This is a genomic window from Coleofasciculus sp. LEGE 07092 (assembly GCF_015207375.1).
In the GTDB taxonomy this organism is placed as follows: domain Bacteria; phylum Cyanobacteriota; class Cyanobacteriia; order Cyanobacteriales; family Coleofasciculaceae; genus LEGE-07092.
Genome location: NZ_JADEWY010000040.1, coordinates 31,429 through 48,524 on the forward strand (window position 1 = coordinate 31,429; position 17,096 = coordinate 48,524).

Below are 17,096 nucleotides of genomic sequence, written 5' to 3' on the forward strand. Positions count from 1 at the left end.
ACGGCTTTAGCTAGACGCTAGCCGTTGTTTAAGACTTTTTGTTTAACTGGCAATTGTGACTCTTCTCCAGAAGGACGCTTCTCGCAAACAGCATCAACAAAGGCTCTATAGCGGTTCTCATGAAGCGTGAACTACAGCCCTTGTCTCCCTATATCCAACCCCAGTTCTAAGGCAACTCTACCGAAGTTGGTTTGGCAATGTGGGGCAAACCCCAACCCAACTTTTCTCGCAACAGTCGGAAAAATTCTGGGGGTTGCAGGCGGATAAATCGAGCTGAATAATGCGATCGCTCAATCTTCACGCAATCCTCTGGCAACACGTAGCACCCGGCATTCCCATCTACCACCATTACCAACTGATTAGGATTTGCCGGATAAATCGTTACCTGTTCGCTATCGGCAAATACCAGCGCCCTAGACGCTAGTGAATGAGGACAAATCGGCATTAACTGCAACACTGGCACCCCAGGCGTTACCACCGTTCCCCCAGCACTGAGAGAATAAGCTGTCGAACCCGTTGGCGTTGAGACAATCACCCCATCAGCGGCAATATCTACGGGTGAGTGATGCCCGATTTGCACTTCAAAATGACACATACAAGTTAAAGGTTCCCGGTGCAGCACCATTTCATTCAAACACAGGGCTTCCCACCACAGGCGTTCATCTCGAAGCACCTGCACCCGCAGCATCGTTCGCTCTTCAATTTCATACTCTCCATCCATTATCTGTGCCAAAGCCTGGGGAAGCTGATTGACATAGGTTTCGGTTAGGAATCCCATGTGACCTGTATTCACCGCCAGTAAGGGGATGCCATAAGGAGCTAATTGCCGGAAAGCGGCGAGAACCGTTCCATCTCCTCCCAAAACCAGCGCAAACGCCATCTGCTCGTCAAAACCGGGCGGAGCCAGTTTTTCCATGGGTGTATGACAAACGGGAGAATCTGGGCGGGAATAGCCCAAAATTCCCCCCACACCCGTTGCTATATAAACCTCCCAACCTGAGGATGTCAGCTTGTCTTGTAACTCCGTAGCTATTCGACAAGCTACGGGTTTGAGGTCGTTGTAGATTATCCCTGCTTTGCGCACACTCACCAATCTGGGTCGTAATTATATTAGTTGTAGCAGTTACCCCGATATTCTATCTACAGACTCAGCCTTTTTAAGATTTTGATTTGAACGGAGTCTTTTTCTTCTTCTTGGCTTTTTGTTTCTCGTAATCGATTTCTTTGAGTTTTTTCATGATCCGGCTGAAATACTCTTGCAGGTAAGCTTCTAAGGTTGTGCTTTCCTTCGGATCTAAACCAAAAACCTCGTAGATTTCCGCCATTGGCGCATCCATAGGTTTACCCGTTGCCAGCACTTCAGTAAATGCCAGTCGGTCGGAAATATTCCAACCCCACTGAAAAAATCGCACAATCTGGCGCATTGCCCGCAAAAAATTAAGTGGTAATCGAGCAATTCTAGCTTCTTTTCCAGACAAGCGTTCGCACAGGCTGATAATTTCCTCAGCACTCCAAGCACGAGTGCCTACCACGGGATAGGTTTTGTTAGTGGTTTCGGGAACTGTAAGGGCGCGAACGGCAAATTTAGCGATATCTTGAGTATCCATATAAGCCGTGGGACCCGTTTCGCCACTAATCCACACCGCCTGACCTTCTAAAATCGGTACAGCATACTGCATGATTAACCCTTGCATAAAGCCTGCTGGCTGCAAGATGGTGTAGTTTAATCCCGATTTGGCTAAGAACAGTTCCGTACACCGCTTGATTTCCATCAGGGGGACGTTCGGAAACTTTTCAGCGTTGAGAATGGAGAAGAAAACAAACCGTTCCACACCTGCTGCAACCGCCGCTTGAATGAGGGCAACTTTCCCATCCCAGTCTACCTGTTTGATAGTCAGAGAGCCTGTCGGTCTAGAGGTTGCCGCGTCAATGACAGCCGTAATACCTTCTAAGGCAGATGGTAAGGTTTCCGGTTGGCAGAGGTCGCCTTGGACTATTTCGGCTCCCCATTCTTTCAAAAACGTGGCTTTTTTGGGGCTGCGGACGAAACAGCGCACCTGATGACCCTCGTCCAAAGCCCGACGAACCACCTGTCTTCCTAAGGTGCCAGTGGCACCCACAACCAACAAGTTCATTAAGAAATTTTAGCTGTTAGCTTAACGTTTCTATAAGAGTCTATCAGAAATCAGGACGAGTGCTGAGTGCTCAGGAGTAAGCTATGGATAAGAGAACTCCAAAAAATAAATTATCCCGTAGGACGGTAGGACAGCCATCTTGCCTGTCGATGGCAGCCCCTGGCAGGCATACGCCTACCCTAGGAAAATACTTGGAGAGTCCTTAGTACTCAGCACTTAATCGTCCTACAGGGACTCTTCTTCGCCTCCTTGGATTTTGAGTAGTAAAAAGCCCAAGCCCAAGCCCACGAGAACTAAGGTAAAGGACAGTACGGCTGCATTAAAAATCTCAGCGCTCATGGTTTCTCATCTCCTAGTGCGATCGCTAAATAATTTGTAACTTTAACCATTATCGCCATTTGGGGGACATCGAAAAATGAAGACTCGGAAAACTTTGTTTACAGAACCATTCAGCCGGCGGCAAGGGCGTCCCCGCTTGGCTGTTACCCTGGGCGATCCGGCGGGAATAGGACCGGAGGTGGTACTCAAGGCGTTGGCAGATCCAGAAATCACTCAAGATGCTGATATAACGGTAATTGGCAGTCAGTGGCTCTTAGACGCTACTTACAGCCACCTGCGCCAAACCGTTGATGCTGAGGTTCTTGCCAAACCTGATCGCTTATCGGTTCTCGATGTTGAGTTAGAGGCATCGGAGCGGGGGCAAATTACCCCTGGTGCTGGCAGTGCGGTAAGTGGTGGGGCGAGTTTTGCTTACCTAGAACGTGCGATCGCTCAGACTCTAGCTGGTGAGTTTGATGGTATCGTTACAGCCCCCATTGCCAAGTCCTTGTGGAAAGCTGCTGGATATGATTATCCCGGTCAAACGGAAGTGCTGGCAAAGTATGCGGGGGTGGAGCGATTTGGGATGTTATTCGTCGCGCGATCGCCTCATACGGATTGGTTGTTGCGCACTCTCTTAGCAACCACACATATTCCTCTACGTCAAGTCCCCGATACCCTGACTCCTGAATTGATGACAGCCAAACTGGACTTGTTAGTAGAATGCTTGCGGCTGGATTTTGGAATCGAAACGCCTCGAATTGCCATTTCTGGGTTAAATCCCCATAGTGGCGAACAAGGGCAACTAGGAGTTGAAGAACAAAATTGGTTAATTCCCTGGCTGGAGCAGGAACGTCAGCACCGTTCTGGGTTGCAACTGGATGGAGTTGTGCCACCGGATACTCTTTGGGTGAAACCGGGTCAAGCTTGGTACGGTATTGATTCATCCCAGGCTCATGATGGTTATTTGGCTCTGTACCACGACCAAGGTTTAATTCCTGTCAAACTTATGGCGTTTGACCGAGCGGTTAATACGACGATTGGTTTGCCGTTTGTGCGTACTTCCCCCGACCATGGTACAGCGTTTGATATTGCAGGTCAGGGGGTGGCAAATGCTACGAGTATGAAAGCCGCGATTCAGCTAGGGGCTGAACTGGTGAATCAAAGGTTAAGCTGTCAGTCATGAGACGTTTTGCAAATATAGCGATCGCCAAGTGATAGAAACTCATGGCTTCAGACTTTGCTATAGCGAGAGTGACAAAAGAGCAATAGATACAATAAAATTAGCTTTCTTTCCTGTTATATAAAAATTATGCTCCTTACTCAACGTCGCGCTAACCGAGTTGTATTGCACAATATTAGTTGGCAACAATTTGAAAATTTATTAGTTGATTTGGGCGAAAGTCGTGCTGCTAGAGTTGCCTATGATGATGGAACGTTAGAAATCATGACTCCTTTACCCGAACATGAGTATTACAAAGAAACTATAAGCATTGTCATTCAAGATATTGCAGAAGTTTTAGACCGAGACTACGAAAGTTTAGGATCAACAACTTGGAAGCGGGAAATCAAGAAAGCTGGGGTAGAACCGGATAACTGTTTTTATTTTCAAAATGAGCCAAAAATTAGGGGCAAGTTAGACTACGATCTTAATCAAGACCCTCCTCCAGACTTAGTATTAGAAATTGATGTAACGAGCAAGTCTCTAAGTCGCTTTTCGATTTACGCTCGTTTAGGGGTACCTGAAATCTGGTGTTATGACTCGGGTGAACTGAAAGTTTACCAGTTACAGAATGAGGGATATATAGAAGTAGACACTAGTTTGGTATTTCCTTCGCTTCCCGTTCAAGAACTCCCCGCACTCATCGAACAATACCGTCCTCAAGGGAGACGAGCTATCCGCCGAGCAGTGAGAGAGTGGGCGAGGAGATAGGGGGACAAGGGGGACAGGAGAAGGGAGATTTTTCTTAATTTTTATGCTTTTAATAGTGAGAGTTAAGCTGCTACTTTTTCATCGAGTTGCAATTCACACTGTCGGAAAATATAGTTAACAGCGGCAAATAGTTTATCGAGTTCCTGAATGCTATAAAGGGTAATATTTCTGGTAAAGGTATCAGTTTCTAGCTTGCCTAATTGCCAGCGATCGCCATTAGAAACAATGCCAAAAACAATCATTTGCGGGTTTTTATTCAGTCGCTGGGCGGCTATCATTTCTGCTAAACACTGACCCCACCCTTCTTCAAATTTATCTTGTTTGGCTTCGACTAAAAGTAAATAGGGCTTATCAAAGACAACTTTTCCCAAAGGAGATCGTTTCGCCAAGATATATTCGGGAAACCCTGAAAGATTTTCATCATAGGTGAGTGATTCGTGACTCCACAACAGGAAATTGCTGCGATAGCACTTCCAGACTTCTTTCAAGACGGGATAAATTAAATTTTCGCAAATAGCAAATTCTGAGTTATCAACGACTCCTTCCCGCATGACGGTTTGTAAGTCTTCTCGGAAGTAGTCGGGGATGTTAAATTCTATTTCACCGATGAAATTTGCTTCGGTGTATTTCGTCTGAAATTCTTTGACAACTACACCGATGCTCTTATAACTACTGAAAGCCATATTAACCTCGCAATTAAGCGTTTAACACTTGTTCAACTGTTCGACAGTTAGGGTCGGTTCTGGGAAGGTTTGGGAGATAAAGTGATTGCTTCTCATTGGAATTTATTGGGGGAAGCTTTGTAAAGTTCTTCAAGGTGATCCTTCTTCACTATCTACTGGACTTTGACCACTGTAGTAATTTTCTCGAAGAATTTTAGGTTCTGGTAGATCAAATATCTCAGATGGGCTACCTTGTAGAGCAAGATTTCCTGCGTCAATAAGCATGGGATCATTTTGATTGACAGAAAATTCTTGCACAGCACTTGGCTCAAACTGTCCCAATATCAAAAGATAGTTCTTCTTCAATCTACTTGGTGGTGAAGGCTCAGAGCGAAGAGCTTTTTTAACAGCTTCAATATGACGATTTTGTTTAAAGTCGTTGTACTTATGTCCCAAATATAACCAAGTTTCAGTTGCCATAAGTCTTTCAGTTATACTAACTGAGCTATCTGAGATGGTCGCAAATCCAACAATTAGCTCCCACTCTTGAGCATCGACATTAGGAAGGAACCGCATCGCTCTAATTGTGATAGCTTTGAGATATTCAGCAGACTGATCAAGATTTTGATAGTGTTTTAATAAGGCTCTAATTTCGGTATGATAGCCTTGGCGCGCTAAATTCTCCAATACATTTATGGGATCGCGGATGATCCAAAAAGCTTTACGCAAAATTTCCATTAGGGCTTGAAGTATATCCTCAAGTCCTAAAACAGAAAGTCTGTAGAGGGCAAAGCGGATATCTCTTTGCAGCTTGCGTACTTCACTTGGCTTGCTACCGTTTGATTCTTGTAGCTCTCGCCAACTATTTTGGAATAGCTCAACTAGTTCTTTTCGTAAGTCATTTCTATTTTCGTTCCAGATGTTATTTGAGCTAATAAAGGACACAGCCCATTGGTCAATTGCATCAGATCTATCGCTGTTTGGTGGTTGTGTAGATTTTAATTCTCCCTCTAGTCCCAAAACTTCTTTTTGTTTTGCCAAGTCTCTATCACGACTTTTTAAGCTGAATAGATACTTATATATTCTGCGACTGAGTTCCGTTTTATGTGTATAAATTTTTATTGCCATTAAGCAATTTTGATAACGTTCAATGTTATGCCACCAGAGTTTGTCATTATGGTAAGAACTTGCAAAAATAGCACGGTGTTCTGAGTTCAGAATCCAAAGTTGATTTACAACACTGTCAAAGCGATCGCTTAATCTCTCCAGATATTCATCCTCATCAGATTGCTCTAAAAATAAAGATACCTCATAAATTTTTTCTGTTTTTTTCTCATTGATGTTTAGACCTAGCTTTTATAATTCATTTCTTAAAATATTTTCTATCTCATCCATATCGTCAGAATTTGGAATGATTAGAATCATGTCATCTACATAGCGATGAAGCTCAACTCCCCACTCGTTACCACTTCCAAATTTTGCATCTATTGAAGTTAAATATATATTTGCATAGAAGCCTGAGCCAATGCCTCCCTGTGTTATGCCCTGACCCAAATCATGTTCATCAATATCTTTAGAAAGTAATAGTCGAATTAGCCAGCGTATACGTTGACTAACTGTTAATTCTTTAGAAAGACCTTCATAGAGCTGATCCTGAACAATTTTTGTATAGAATGATTCAATATCTACTTTCAATATTGTACCGTTAGGGTAGTTGCTAGCACTATGCCGTGCCTTCTTCATGTAATAGCAATAGGCTTTAAACCAATACTCATAAAGATATTCTGTATCTCTATGTCCATATTTTCTAGAAATTCTATATGCATAGCTACTACCTCTCAACTGAGAAGCCTTATCACCCAATCTCTGAATAATTGCCACTGACAAAATCTCTTCTTCAAGACGTGAAAGTCCTTTAGGGCGAGAAACCGTTAAGTTCTTAGGTACTTTATACGAAAGTCTTTCATCTGTTAAGGCAACATCTTTAGCATAAGCACACAGTTGTTCCCGTAATCCTTCAAGCCTTGCATCACGATTTAGCTCAAACAGACGCATTTCAGTCTCATCGAATAATGCCTCTCTTAAAAGGTTGTTGCGTGCTCTTGCCCAAGCCAAACTAAGATTATCGAGACTAATAACGCTATTCCAATCCTGATCCTCTGCTAAATCAGCACTCCATACTGTCTGAAAATCAGCATAAAATTTTATGGGATCACCAGTTTTATTCCTATTTTTATCTTTCCAATAACTGCTATTCGGATTTTTAAAAAATATTTCATGATTGCCATCATTTATTTGTTCAATTATATGGCGCTTTTCTATTACATTTTTTAGAGTATTAGCCATTTCCCTGACTCGTTGCTCCAGAGTTATTTGACTATTAGTATTAATTTGAACATATTTTTCTATATTTTTAGTTGCAATAGTCAAGATATGCATTGTATCAACTGGCACATCTTCAATTATCTGTTTATAAGCATGAGCCTCGGCATTACCAAATTCCTCAGGAACCTCCGTAAGAAAATCACATATTTCAGGATCGATTTTCATCAGTTCATTATATTCTTCTTCTTGATTTCTAAAACCTTGACTAAATGGAGAAATGACATTTAATTGAATTGTCAAAATATTTGAAAGACAAGGAATATGAAAAGTATTAAGTTCTTTTTTGAGGTTTTGAACAATTCCAAGTGTGGCTTCTGGAAAACCACTCTTTACACATACGAATTCTAACCCTATTTTATCTACGACAGAAGTTTTCAATTTCGTCATGAGTTGCTTGTAAAGAAGAATTGAGAATTTATTGGGATCTACACCAATAGCAAAAATATTAATGTCATTTGAAATTTTTCCCTTTTCTTTCAAGATAAGTGCTGCCTCTATTACAGCAGCAGTACCAGCTCCTGCACCACATCCAATATCTAAAATGCAAATTCTTTGCTTATGCCTAAGCCAGCTTATTAAGCTATCTTCCCTAACAACATTTTCTAAAATGTGTGCAGCTTTAAAGTAGTGTGCAGGGAAAAGATGGTAGTACTGAAAAGCTACACTCTTTAGATCTTCACCTTGCAGTATCTTTTGCCACTTTTTTCGAGGATCTATTGATTTATAGCCTTTGGCTATATCAACACTATCAAGCCAATGGTGTACAGCAGTATAGGCATCTGCGACAAGAGGATGAAAACAGCGATATATGGGTGGCGTATCTTCATTCACTGATATATTCCTTAGGTATTTCGTTAATAAATTTACCGGGAGATTTTGAGTAACCCCGGAAATCTCTTGAATAAGCTGAAATAAATAACCTTTGCTTTGCCCTCGTCATTGCGACATAAAACAACCGCCTTTCCTCCTCTAGCTTATTGTCACGAACACTGAAAAAACTAGGAAACTCATCTTCCGTAGCACCCGCGATAAAAACTGCGTCAAATTCCAAACCCTTGGACTGATGAATAGTAATAATCGGAACCTGGTTGTCATCTAGAGAGACTTGATCCAAGTTTTTGGGCTGTACTCGGAAAGATGAGTATCTTGAACCTCATCAACTTGGACAAAATCGAACTTTTTCGCCCAACGTTGGCTAATCTCCGGTTCTTGATGCAACATTGCCCGAACATAAAAAAGTAAATCCCCAAAGTCTAGAACATGGCGTTTTTGCAGAATGGCTTGATAGTGAGCAGCACGTCTAGCCCAATCTGTATCTAGTGTTGTATACAGTTCTGCGAGGGAATTACTAAGAGATAACTGAAAATTACTAGCTTTAGTTTTGCAGTTAGCCAGCTCAAAGAATAACTGCCCAGCCTCTTTATCAGTCGAAAAACTAAAGACTTCTTTGATTAGTTCAATGCAATCAGCATCATCATAAATCACAAAATCTGCTGGTAAACCAAGCTGACTAGCCTCTGTCCGCAGCATCGAGGCACATAAACCGTGGAATGTTTTAATAGTGAGATAGGACAACTGCTCTCGACAGTACTGAGATAAGCGATCGCTCATCTCCTGAGAAGCTCGGTTCGTAAATGTTAGGCAAAGAATTCTTTGAGGAGAAATACCTCTCTTCATGGCACGAAGAACTCGCTCGGCTAAAACGCGAGTCTTACCCGTACCAACTGGAGCAAGGACTAAAATTGCACCTTGGGTATCCCTCGCGATCGCACTCTGTTGAGAGTTAAGTTCGTTTTCCATGTTGAGCAAAACTCTAAAGTTATCCCGTAAGCGTTGATGAATGCGATCGCACTCTCAGCAAGCTTCAACATATTCACATTCCTTCTTCAAGTTAGCGCTCTTTCGTCAAACTGGGAGGCGATTCACTCCCTTATTTCCTATTTCCCTTTCCTTCCCCAAGGGTTAGATGCGCCGCTCAAAACTCAATGGTATGTTGCCGATAAGAGTTCTGATGGAGAGACTGTTTGCTCAGAAGGTATCGTGTCAACCATCCAGAAAATTATAGTGTTTCCTAGTCTTGTGAGGTACGTCCTTGAGCTTCAAGTCCCCCTTTATAAGGGGGATTTAGGGGGTAATATTACACCTCACATGACAGAGAACCGCTATATATTCTGCAAAACCCAGATGAGGTGAAGCAGTTCTTGCAAGGTAATAAAAATATGCCCCCAGATGGCTATTCGCTGGATCTGGGGGCATGACTCCTACTGAATTTACTGAATCACCAGTTTCAGTACCGGGAATTACACCGAAGATATCGACTAAATAAAGTCGAGTTCGGGATTGAGAGCCATAAGCTCAGAGAGTTCTTCGCTTTCCGATACCGCCTGGTCAAACACCTCTTGGAGGAAACGAAAATAGGCTGTATATACGCGGCTCGAACCATCATCGTTCTCGACAATAAAAAACGGTGCGGCATCTACTGCGTGCTTCAACGCCAAAGCCAACCCATCGCTAAATGGCTCACGCTCGTCAGCAGCAACAACTCGGTCTATGTGCTCAATCAATCCCGATTTCTCAAGCTTGCCGAGTACGTTTGCAGACTTGCAGCACGGGTTGCCATCGGCTTTGATCTTCTTGACCATTGTAATTTTCATCGGTGTGCAACGAGTGAGTGATTGTTTGCAACGTTGATGGAGTGGAAGCCGCACTCTTTATCCGCCGCTTCTTCCCACCACCAGCGACCTTCTCGTTCGTGCTGATTGGGCAGAACGGGTCTGGTACAGGGTTCACAGCCAATGCTAGTGAAGCCTTTTTCGTGCAGAGTATTGTAGGGAACACCGTTGGCGCGGATGTAATGCCACACCTGAGCAGAACTCCAGTTTGCGAGGGGGTTGAATTTGATCAGCCTGTGGTTTTGGGTCGAGAATGCCGAATCGATTTGGATAACGGGAATAGTGGCGCGAGTATTGGGACTTTGATCTTTGCGCTGACCAGTAATCCACGCATCAATGGTGGCAAGTTTGCGACGAAGAGGACGCACTTTACGAATGCCACAGCACTCTTTATGACCATCTTTATAGAAACTAAAGAGTCCTTTTTCTTTAATGAGGGTTTCAACCTCTGAAGCGTCTGGAAAAATGACTTCCAGTTTGATTCCATAGTGGTCTCTAACTTCGTCCATTAGTCGGTAGGTTTCAGGATGCAAGCGACCTGTGTCGATCGAGAAAACATTAAAATCTCTTTTAAGTTTAGATGCCATATCGATTAAAACGATATCCTCTGCACCACTAAAAGAAATCGTAATGTTGTCAAATTTGTCTAGAGCAAAATTGAGAATTTTTTGGGGGCTTTTGTCGGCATACTCTAATGCCAATTTTGCTACTTCAATTTCCATCATAAACCTATTATTCCTGATTAATGATTGGTTGTGCTGTTTGAGTTAATCTTGCAGGGAATACCGAGTTGACTGACCCAATCAAAACGCTTCATAAAAAGACATCTCTCTTAAATTTATGTCAGTCAACTAACGGTAAACCTTTAATCAAGCTATCTGCTTGTGATTGACATTATTTTTCCACCTACTCAAGACTTCAACGCGGTCTTGAGATAGTCGCGCTTTCAGCATATTGAGATAGGTAGACCGGAACTTTCTTAACTGATAATCTTGGGGAGCCTCTGCCTCCAGCTCCATCCAGGCTTTTTGTTTGTTCAGCTCACTTTGTTCTTGGGCTTGTTCGATTACCTCTGGCGTTATTTGCGCTTTGGCTGGCGTCATTTTTTCATAGCCGTAGTAGTCCATGTACTCTCCGGCAATTGTTTCGATAATTTCGATTTCCTCCATGCTCATGCACTTTTTGAACTTATCGATATATGCTGGAATAGGAGGACAGGAGTTTGTTTGCCATAAAGCTGACATCACAGAAATGCTTTGTGCCTCTTTGGATGCTGAGACATCCAGCATGGAGTCTAAAAACTCTATGCCAAAGAACTGGCAAACTTTACGCAAAGTAGCTTCTTGGTTAACCAAGAAATCCTCGTATCGGATAGTTAAAACCTGCTCAGGATACTTTTGGGCTAACGTCTTAGCGGCATTTTGAGCATTTACCCAATGCAGGGTATTGAGACGTGTATCAAAATCATGAATGATGGCACGATTAATGCTGTTCACTTGAGCACGGGGATCACGAACCACATGCAAGAACAACATATCGTCAAATAAGGAAATTAGCTCCTCAGCATAATAGACGTTATCGAGGGACTTATCCATTACGACTTTGGCATTATGCTTTTGTCCCGCCTGAAATAGCATTTCCCAGGCAATAGCATGGACACTACGGGGACGGTTTTTAATCGCCTCGAAGACAGAAACTGGGTCTAATGCTACATTATCCCACTTGACCATCGTTGCATTTTGCAGTCCGATAAGGTCAATAACTAACTGGAAGTAGGTGTAGTCATTGGAAAGGTCTCCATACAGTTCCACTAGGGGCATGAAGTCAACGATATGCAAGGGATATGGAGAGTAAAAATCTGGGCTAAAGTTTAACCGCAGGCGGAGGGCATGGCTGCCACAACGTCGGATTGGAATCATCAAAATGGGTCTTGGGCGCTGAGATACTTGGTTCGAGTTCTGATTAGTAAGCATGAAAAATCTCCTAAGTGTCACAAGGACTGACGGCTGTATTCACCCAAAATAACGGTGACATGAGTGGATAAAAGACTGGCATCAGGAGAACGGCAGCCTCTTTGGTTTTTAGATTGCAAGTTCTTCATGAATGAATGTCCTTTTACTATTGAATTGGTGCGAAATTTCCTTAAGCTGTAGTTAGCTGATAGGTGTTAACTAATACAGTGCCAGACCAACAAGACCAGCAAGGGGTATAATCAAGGCAACTTCTACCCGGAAACGAATGATTGCGACAAGTGCCGCTGTAAAAATAATGGCTGAAGCCCAATAGGGCGGTATTGTTTGACTAACTACAAATGCAGCGGCGATAAGCATACCAACAACAGCGGGTCTTACGCCTTCTAGTGCCGCTTTAATACCAGTAGAATTTTTCAGGCTATCTAGGAAATAAGTACCGACCAGCATCAGTAAAGCAGGGGGCAGAAACATTCCCACCGTTGCTGATAATGCACCCAGAAATCCAGCCGCTTTGTAGCCGATAAAAGCCGAAGTAATTAGAATCGGACCCGGTGTAATTTGACTAATTGCCAGACCGTCAATAAATTCCTTATTCGTGACCCAACTATGACTATTGACCACTAAATCTTGAATGATTGGAATAAAGACATAGCCGCTACCGAACAAGGTGAGACTCAGAGTAGCAAAGGTGGTAAACAGTTTCAGGACTAGCGCGGGTTGAACAGTCAGCAGCCCCATTATCGGTAACATTGATACTGACAGAAATCTAGTGGAAGATTGACGCTCAGGCGGAGACTGAACAGTTAGTTGTGGTTTTGGAGGTTTTCGGGGTATGATTCTCCGATCACGGAATAGCAACCATCCGACTAAACCCGATCCTAAAACAATGCCGATGGTGCTGTAAAAACCGCCAATTCCTACTAAAACTGCACAAGCCGCAACGCTGATAATAAGTTGTGGCACTCCGGCAATAGCTTTACGCCCCATACTCCAGGCGGCAGAGACGACAATTGCAACCATCGCTGGGGTAAAGCCCATGAAAAGTCTGTCTATAACTGGAATTTGCCCCCACCGGAAGTAGGCAATACTCAGCCCTAAAACCAACATAAATGTTGGCAGTAAAGCTCCCAGCCCACAGACTAAGGCACCTTTAATACCCCGCAAACGGTAGCCTACGCCTACCACTACATTGAATGCCATAGGTCCTGGTAGCACAGAAGCTAAGAATATGGCATCAAGTATTTCTTGTTCCTTGAGTAGATTATTTTTCTTGACGTAATTCTGAATCACTGCAATGAGCGGCATAAAGCCTCCCCATGCAGTACTACCTATTTTCAAGAACATCCAGAACAGAGTTCTCAAAGAGGGTGTACAACACCTCTGATTTGATTTCATGGGGTAGATGCCCTGGCTTCTCAGGTTAACAAATGGAATAGATTATTTGCAATCTTCTATCCACCCTTATAGGGATAGTTCCATCTTGATTTTTAGCTATAGTTGCAGATGTTTAGCTACAAATCTGCTCTCAGGGAACTTTTGGAAGATATCTATTTCCTTTCGTAACGGTGAAGCCGTGGGATGTTTTGCACCAAGAAGGAGTCGTTCGTGAGAATTTAGGGCAACTCTGAAGTAAGCTCATGTCTAGATGCCTTTGCTGATTTGACTTAGGTAACTACTTAGCTAGTTGAAACAAGTTTTTGATACCTTGTTTGTCTGAAAACTCTTTCAACTGCCACTCATTAGTCTCCTTCAACGAAAAATCAAGTAGTAACGTTTTACAGTCATCTAAAGAAAGAATAACTTAAAAAATCTTAGAGTGTAAACCCTCAAATTATAAAGATAGTTTTAAATTGTAAAGTTTTCATGAAGATGTAGTTATTGGTACATTTACATCTTGCTATTTATTTGGAAGGATGCTAGAGAAGACAACCCATTCTATCAGTAAATCACAGGCTATATGGCTGGTGTTGTAGGGTGATTTAGGTTAAAAATAGTTTTTTTAAACGCGGACTGATTCAATAAAATTAGTATACAAATTTGTAACAGGTTTGTACACGAGCTGATCGCTCTTTTAAGAAAAATAAGTTTAGTCGCCTAGCTGTCAGTGTATGAGGGAGTAGGGAGTGGGGAAAGGGTAGTAGGAATTACCTTTTTCCCATTTTAAAAGCCTGAATTTTTTAACTTGCTTACCCAATGGCTTCATCGGGCTGTTGCTGCACAAACTCCTGCAATTTGTCACGAGTCTCCCGTGCATCTTGGTTATTGGGGTTAATGCCCAGGGCTTCATCAAAAGATGCGATCGCTTCGGCATAGTTTCCTTGATCCAACAGCGAACTTCCCTGGTTCAACTCTCGCAGAACTGGGAGCTTATGCACAAATTTCTCGCTTAACTCAGATCTTGCACCAGTCTCACTAACCGCCAGTGGTTTAAACCACTGTCTCATAGCTAAAGTCCTCGCTATGAGGACTAAATACTGACTCTACAAGACTTTCAGTCCATTTCAATGGACTTGAGCTATTAGCCCTGAGTTAAAACTCCGGGCTGATTTTCGGGTTTACTGACAATGGTGCAAGATGTGAGTTAACTCATGATGCCAGGGATCTCGTCTTTAACTTTTTCCTTCTGTTAACGCCTCCAACTCTTCCCGCAGCGATAAAGGCGCATACCCCAATCCAAACGCCATCGAACTATCCAAGGAAACATCCGAAGGTCTAGGTGCAGCCATGGGTACATCCGCTTGTCGGCAACCTTTCAGCCCAATTTCCGGTAATTGCAATACCTCCACTAAAAGACGACCAAAATCATAACGCGATACCCGCTCTTTTCCACCCAAATGAATGCGTCCCTGTACCTTTTCTAATGCCAATAACAACCCTTTAGCGGCTGTATTCCCACTAACAGGAGTGCGGAACTCATCGGTAAACAACCTTAATTCCTTTCCCTCTCTCAGGATTTTGATGAAGGGTTGGATAAAACTACTCGCTGTGGGTGTTGCCCTGCCAAACATTAAGGGCATTCTGCAAACTGCAGTCTGGGAATAACGCGCCAACATTCCTTCCTCCGCCCTGACTTTTTGATCCCCGTAATAACTAACAGGACAAACCGCATCCGTTTCTCCATAGGGAGGGTTTAAGCCATCGAAAACTAAGTCAGTTGATGTAAAAGCACAAGGGATATTGTAATCAGCACAAAGTCCGGCAATAGTACAGGATGCTGTTACATTAATCAGGTCGGTTTCATCAGGATGAGTTTGACAGTAATTAGGATTTGACTGAGCTGCTGTATGGATAACGGCTGCTAGCTGAAGTTCGTTAAAGATGCCCTTCACGTCCTGAAAATTCGTCAGATCGACCTTCAGCAGGGTAACATCTGGAATCTCTACAACATGGGAGCAGTAAGTTCCGAAAACCTCCCATTCAGATTTAGCTAACTGGCAGACGTGCCATCCCAAGAAACCGCTAGCACCTGTCACTAATAGTTTTCTCATTCAACGTTCAATGCTTTAGATTGGGTAGTTTCTATTCACAGGTCAACACCTCATTCACTGGAGCAAATCCTTCTGGATCATCATAGCCAACTAGTTCTGAATAGTAGTTCTTATTTTGTAGAAGAATAACTCGTGCTGTATCGAGACTTGTATTGTAAAGTGTTAGTTCTCGTTTTGTTGCCAACGTTATATTTTCAGCTACGTTTGAGGGAAACTGCTCGTAAGTAAATATTGTATTATTCTCTTCTTCGGTAATTGTGATATAAGACCTCATTCCTAGGGGATTAGGTTTACCAGAATCTGGATCGTACTGGCAAGTTCTACTGCTCTTAGACGCCGCACAGCTTAACGGAAAAATGAGTAATAATAAGCTTACCAAAAGGTGTGATGAGTGTATTTTCATGGTTACTTTAACCAGTTAGTTATAGCGTTTCTTAGTCTTGTGAGGTACACCCTGATGAAAGTAGGGAGTAGGCTTTTGCCGTGAGCGTCAGCGTTCGACACTTCGAGAAGCCTCAGTGAACACTGAGCGTCTCCGCTCTGATCCCTATTCCCTATTCCCTTAACTCTTTCATTTCTTCTATAGACTGCCAACCCGCTTGCCATAAAGAACGATCTTTGAGCTGTGTGGCATTCAACCAAAACCGAACATTAGGGTCACAGGAAGCCACCATTTCTGCAAAAATCCACTTCCCTTGGTTTTGGCGATTAACCACTTGAAAATGCCGCCACCCCCAGGTTTTTTGTTTAGCAGTCCACTTAGAACCAACGAGGTAGGGAAATTTCTGCTTTTTCGGCATTCTTTACAATCCTTGTCGCTTGCGCTTTGCCAGGAACCGTGCGGCAAGTACACCACCGATAAAGCCAAATAAATGACCTTGCCAGGATACTCCGGGTGTTGTTGGCAGCACTCCCCAAATTGCACCGCCGTAGAGAAAACCAACGATAAGGGAAAGTAAAATAGAGGAGAAGTTGCGTTCAAAGTAGCCGCGTAGTAGCAGAAAACCTAGGTAGCCGAAAATTAGAATACTAGCACCAATGTGAATAGAGCCAGTTGCGCCAAACACCCAAACACCCAAACCCCCGACTAGCATTGTAATCGCGGTAACGATAAAAAAATCGCTGGTTTCTTGCAACATAACAAACCAGCCTAACGTTAGAAATGGGATAGTATTGGCAATCAGGTGAGGCAAATTGCCGTGAAGAAAAGGGGCAAACAGGATACCCCGCAGCCCAATAATAATATGGGGTCGAATACCGTAGACATCGAGAGCTCCTCTAAAAACAATTAAATCCACTAGTTCTAAAACCCACATGATGGCGACTAAGCCGCCTAAAACCGTAGCTTGGGTTTTTATTTCACGGGCGAGTGCTTTGTTTTCTTGACGGGCGATTGCCTTGGTTTCCCGGTTGCTCATGGCTTTACCTCTGGGATAGCTCTTTCTGAGAGTGTGTTAATTAGTTACTTTCTAGCGTAGCAATTTCAGAGGAGCGGGGGAGCAGAGGAGCGGGGGAGCAGGGGAGCAGGGG

At 43.2% G+C, this 17,096-nt stretch carries 19 protein-coding genes; 2 read left to right on the plus strand and 17 right to left on the minus strand.

Translation table 11 applies throughout. The features are described from left to right. Nucleotides 1–166: 166 nt before the first annotated feature. The 3 genes from IQ257_RS12050 to IQ257_RS12060 all read right to left on the minus strand — a co-directional run bounded on the left by IQ257_RS12050 (nucleotide 167) and on the right by IQ257_RS12060 (nucleotide 2,474). Nucleotides 167–1,084 carry an NAD(+) kinase gene (locus IQ257_RS12050; protein ID WP_193873933.1) on the minus strand — a complete coding sequence of 306 codons (918 nt, stop codon included), beginning with the start codon at nucleotides 1,082–1,084 and terminating at the stop codon, nucleotides 167–169. A gap of 73 nt (nucleotides 1,085–1,157) precedes the next feature. After that, a complete protein-coding gene (locus tag IQ257_RS12055; protein ID WP_193873912.1) occupies nucleotides 1,158–2,135 on the minus strand; it encodes an SDR family oxidoreductase in 978 nt (325 codons plus the stop codon). Between the two features lie 225 nt (nucleotides 2,136–2,360). Then, nucleotides 2,361–2,474 (minus strand): PetM family cytochrome b6-f complex subunit 7, encoded by a 114-nt coding sequence (locus IQ257_RS12060; RefSeq protein ID WP_193873913.1) that lies wholly within the window; start codon nucleotides 2,472–2,474, stop codon nucleotides 2,361–2,363. Between the two features lie 76 nt (nucleotides 2,475–2,550). On the opposite strand from IQ257_RS12060, the gene pdxA reads away from it, so the two are divergent. After that, nucleotides 2,551–3,639, plus strand: a complete 1,089-nt coding sequence (pdxA, locus tag IQ257_RS12065) for a 4-hydroxythreonine-4-phosphate dehydrogenase PdxA (RefSeq protein WP_193873914.1) — start codon at nucleotides 2,551–2,553, stop codon at nucleotides 3,637–3,639. Between the two features lie 126 nt (nucleotides 3,640–3,765). Further along, a complete protein-coding gene (locus tag IQ257_RS12070; protein WP_193873915.1) occupies nucleotides 3,766–4,386 on the plus strand; it encodes a Uma2 family endonuclease in 621 nt (206 codons plus the stop codon). Between the two features lie 62 nt (nucleotides 4,387–4,448). Here the strand turns inward: IQ257_RS12070 and IQ257_RS12075 are convergent, their stop codons facing one another. The 14 genes from IQ257_RS12075 to IQ257_RS12140 form a co-directional block, all read right to left on the minus strand. Further along, nucleotides 4,449–5,069, minus strand: a complete 621-nt coding sequence (locus IQ257_RS12075) for a hypothetical protein (RefSeq protein WP_193873916.1) — start codon at nucleotides 5,067–5,069, stop codon at nucleotides 4,449–4,451. A 129-nt stretch (nucleotides 5,070–5,198) separates the two neighbouring features. Next, nucleotides 5,199–6,176 carry a hypothetical protein gene (locus IQ257_RS12080; protein WP_193873917.1) on the minus strand — a complete coding sequence of 326 codons (978 nt, stop codon included), beginning with the start codon at nucleotides 6,174–6,176 and terminating at the stop codon, nucleotides 5,199–5,201. A gap of 228 nt (nucleotides 6,177–6,404) precedes the next feature. Beyond that, nucleotides 6,405–8,264, minus strand: a complete 1,860-nt coding sequence (locus IQ257_RS31190; protein WP_193873918.1) for a reverse transcriptase domain-containing protein — start codon at nucleotides 8,262–8,264, stop codon at nucleotides 6,405–6,407. After that, nucleotides 8,257–8,547, minus strand: coding sequence for a 3'-5' exonuclease (locus IQ257_RS12090; protein WP_193873919.1), 291 nt, complete (start codon nucleotides 8,545–8,547; stop codon nucleotides 8,257–8,259). Before IQ257_RS12090 ends, IQ257_RS31190 begins: the two co-directional genes overlap by 8 nt. Further along, nucleotides 8,529–9,233: a UvrD-helicase domain-containing protein gene (locus tag IQ257_RS12095; RefSeq protein WP_193873920.1), complete on the minus strand. Its 705-nt coding sequence runs from the start codon at nucleotides 9,231–9,233 to the stop codon at nucleotides 8,529–8,531. Before IQ257_RS12095 ends, IQ257_RS12090 begins: the two co-directional genes overlap by 19 nt. A gap of 518 nt (nucleotides 9,234–9,751) precedes the next feature. Beyond that, on the minus strand, nucleotides 9,752–10,087 hold the full coding sequence (locus tag IQ257_RS12100) for a hypothetical protein (RefSeq protein ID WP_193873921.1): 336 nt from the start codon (nucleotides 10,085–10,087) through the stop codon (nucleotides 9,752–9,754). Continuing rightward, the gene (locus tag IQ257_RS12105; RefSeq protein WP_193873922.1) at nucleotides 10,084–10,830 is read right to left on the minus strand and encodes a phosphoadenylyl-sulfate reductase; all 747 of its coding nucleotides are present in this window, start codon (nucleotides 10,828–10,830) and stop codon (nucleotides 10,084–10,086) included. The genes IQ257_RS12100 and IQ257_RS12105 overlap by 4 nt, the downstream gene beginning before the upstream one ends. A gap of 144 nt (nucleotides 10,831–10,974) precedes the next feature. Beyond that, a complete protein-coding gene (locus IQ257_RS12110) occupies nucleotides 10,975–12,078 on the minus strand; it encodes a sulfotransferase (protein ID WP_193873923.1) in 1,104 nt (367 codons plus the stop codon). Between the two features lie 198 nt (nucleotides 12,079–12,276). Then, complete coding sequence (gene chrA / locus IQ257_RS12115) at nucleotides 12,277–13,473, minus strand: chromate efflux transporter (RefSeq protein WP_193873924.1); 1,197 nt, start codon at nucleotides 13,471–13,473, stop codon at nucleotides 12,277–12,279. A 791-nt stretch (nucleotides 13,474–14,264) separates the two neighbouring features. Continuing rightward, nucleotides 14,265–14,522 (minus strand): tetratricopeptide repeat protein, encoded by a 258-nt coding sequence (locus IQ257_RS12120; protein ID WP_193873925.1) that lies wholly within the window; start codon nucleotides 14,520–14,522, stop codon nucleotides 14,265–14,267. Between the two features lie 165 nt (nucleotides 14,523–14,687). Further along, nucleotides 14,688–15,566 (minus strand): SDR family oxidoreductase, encoded by an 879-nt coding sequence (locus IQ257_RS12125; RefSeq protein ID WP_193873926.1) that lies wholly within the window; start codon nucleotides 15,564–15,566, stop codon nucleotides 14,688–14,690. Between the two features lie 31 nt (nucleotides 15,567–15,597). Continuing rightward, a complete protein-coding gene (locus IQ257_RS12130; RefSeq protein ID WP_193873927.1) occupies nucleotides 15,598–15,969 on the minus strand; it encodes a hypothetical protein in 372 nt (123 codons plus the stop codon). Nucleotides 15,970–16,120: 151 nt separating this feature from the next. Further along, a complete protein-coding gene (locus tag IQ257_RS12135; protein ID WP_193873928.1) occupies nucleotides 16,121–16,366 on the minus strand; it encodes a TIGR02450 family Trp-rich protein in 246 nt (81 codons plus the stop codon). A gap of 3 nt (nucleotides 16,367–16,369) precedes the next feature. Further along, nucleotides 16,370–16,984: a rhomboid family intramembrane serine protease gene (locus IQ257_RS12140; protein WP_193873929.1), complete on the minus strand. Its 615-nt coding sequence runs from the start codon at nucleotides 16,982–16,984 to the stop codon at nucleotides 16,370–16,372. Nucleotides 16,985–17,096 lie beyond the last annotated feature (112 nt).